Here is a 538-nt window from a genome sequence, read left to right on the forward strand (position 1 = left end):
ATCATTTTCACCCTGTTCTTTCAGATATTTCATACCCGCTGATTTCGGCAAGCCTGCTACGGTCAGCGAATAGTAATCCCCTGTTTTAGTCAGGTATCGTTTAGCGCCTAATGTTTTGAAGTGAGTATAATCACCCTCCCATTCCCAAACACCCATCGGCTTTTCAATTCCTTCAACCGTTTTAGGCGAAAGTAATTTAGGGTCTAACTTCTGGTGTTTAGCCATAGTCAGGAGTTTATTAGTCACGTCTACATTATACTCCTCAAAATATGCCGCGTGTTTCTCTTTATTAAAATACTTCACGCTATCAGTATCAGCATAAATATAGTCTTCTTTGAGCGCGAAAATCGCAGACCATAAATTACGCCGCGCATAAGCCGTTACCCAAATGCCCCACGCATAATACAGAGTTCTATTTCGTGACGAGTTGTAGTTGGAAATTTCTTCCTCGATATTTTGAGGCGTTGATTTCCATTCATCATCAATATACTCTGTTTCCTCTCGCACGATATCGGTTACACTCATGCCGTATATTGAG

The 538-nt window shown here is 41.1% G+C and carries 1 protein-coding gene; it reads right to left on the reverse strand.

The genetic code is table 11. The annotated features are described in order from the left end of the window. Positions 1 to 525 (reverse strand): hypothetical protein (locus N1032_RS27455; RefSeq protein WP_259543888.1); only part of this gene is annotated, 525 nt, incomplete at its 3' end. Positions 526 to 538 lie beyond the last annotated feature (13 nt).

Origin of the sequence: Herbiconiux daphne (assembly GCF_024979295.1) — a bacterium.
GTDB classification, from domain to species: Bacteria; Actinomycetota; Actinomycetes; order Actinomycetales; family Microbacteriaceae; genus Herbiconiux; species Herbiconiux daphnes.